Genomic DNA, 1529 nt, shown 5'->3' on the forward strand with positions numbered 1-1529 from the left:
TCTCGTCCGGCACCAGCCGCACAATCAGATCTTCCATGAACCGACCAACGACCCTCAACGCCAAAAGAAACGATGTCTAAGAGAGTGGCGAGCAAGAACCAGAAGATGGCGCTCGGGATGCTCGCACTCGCCTGCGTGAGGCGTTCCTCGCGTTCATCGGAGCGTTTGTTGTCGGCGGCGATCAGCATGCCGAAGACCGGCTTACCCTCCAACGGGCGGAAGGTCTGCCGGAAGTCGGTGGACCACACGCTGGGCGCCGCCGAGCCTTTGCCGTCCGACATGGCCGGCCACTCCTGCACCCGTACGGCGCGGGCGCAGCAGACCGCGTCGGCCTGGATCTGGGCCCGCTGGGTTTCGGGAGCGTGCTCAGCCGTCTCAACGAGCTGGTCCAACGCGCGGGCCTCCCCGCGCGAGGCGACCTCGGCCTTGTCGTAGGAGCCGTTGGCCGTGACCAGAACGAACGCCAGGAGCAGGGCAGTCAGGGTAAGGAGCGGCCCGACCAGGTCCTTCACGGCCATGCCCGTGTCGTCGTCCTCGCTGAGCAGTCTCGGCCGCAGCCAGCGGTTCGCCGCGAGACCGGCGACCAAAGCGACAGCAGCAACCACGATGACCAGGACCACGAGCAGCACCCCCGAGCAAGGGCGGGCGGGACGACCGTGCCGCGGACGCGGTCAGGCGCCGTGATCTTGCCGCGATCACCGCTGCCGCTCGACCACAAAAACGATCACTCGCCCTCGAAGGAAGAACTCTCCTTGCGCCAGAAGGCGGCAGACCACCCCTCGCCCCACCCCGCTGTCCTGCCGCAACGTCTTAAGATCGCCTTGTTGGACAACGGAGTTGTCCGGTCTACCGCCAGACGAGCGGGAAGTCAGGCCTGCCGAGACCACGTAAGACCGACCCTCACCAGCAGGCAGAGGCCCGTGAAACAGGAACCCCATGGCGGTACTGCGGAGCAGTACGGACCGAAATCACCTGCCCTCAGGCAGGTAAAGGCGTCAACTGCTTACCGGTCGTACGGGGTCACCGGTCGTGACACCGAAACAATGGTCACGATGCCGTCAAGACCTTTGAAATCATCCGGGTTGGTGGTGAAGAGCGGGAGCCCCTCGGCTGCAGCAATCGAAGCGATCATCAAATCAGCCACTCGGCGGCGCGGGGTACGACCCACACTCATCACTGCTGCGCAAATCCTGCCATAGATACGGGCGGCTTCTGCATCGAAGGGAATCGGATCGAATTCATTCTCGGCACGCTGGAGGACATCCATGCGGCACGCCCGTTCCGCGTGTTCATCGTAATCGCTCTGCTCACTGTTGCCACGGACCTGATGGGGCCCCGCGGAGAGTTCCGCCAGAGTGATCGAACTGATGGCTACTTCCGCTGGAAGTTCTTGAGGATCGACCCATCGACGCAGGATCATAATGTTGGTATCCAGCAGACCCTGCTGATGCTCAACGAGCATAGGGATCGTCCATCCCCTGGGCTGCGCAACGATGCCCGCGAAGGCGAGCACCGGGACGGTCGCGGCG

The 1529-nt window shown here is 63.8% G+C and carries 2 protein-coding genes; both read right to left on the reverse strand.

Annotated elements, in window-relative coordinates; all coding sequences use genetic code 11:
* A partial coding sequence (locus ACWEBX_RS40460; protein ID WP_451889684.1) for a bestrophin-like domain occupies nt 1-620 on the reverse strand: 620 nt, incomplete at its 3' end.
* A 383-nt stretch (nt 621-1003) separates the two neighbouring features.
* Nucleotides 1004-1462: a PIN domain-containing protein gene (locus ACWEBX_RS40465; RefSeq protein ID WP_451889685.1), complete on the reverse strand. Its 459-nt coding sequence runs from the start codon at nt 1460-1462 to the stop codon at nt 1004-1006.
* Nucleotides 1463-1529 lie beyond the last annotated feature (67 nt).

Source organism: Streptomyces sp. NPDC005070 (assembly GCF_053600395.1).

Bases quoted from the DNA above. Each gene is read 5' to 3' on its own strand.
- ACWEBX_RS40465 (WP_451889685.1), bottom strand. From the start codon at position 1,462: ATGCTCGTTGAGCATCAGCAGGGTCTGCTGGATACCAACATTATGATC.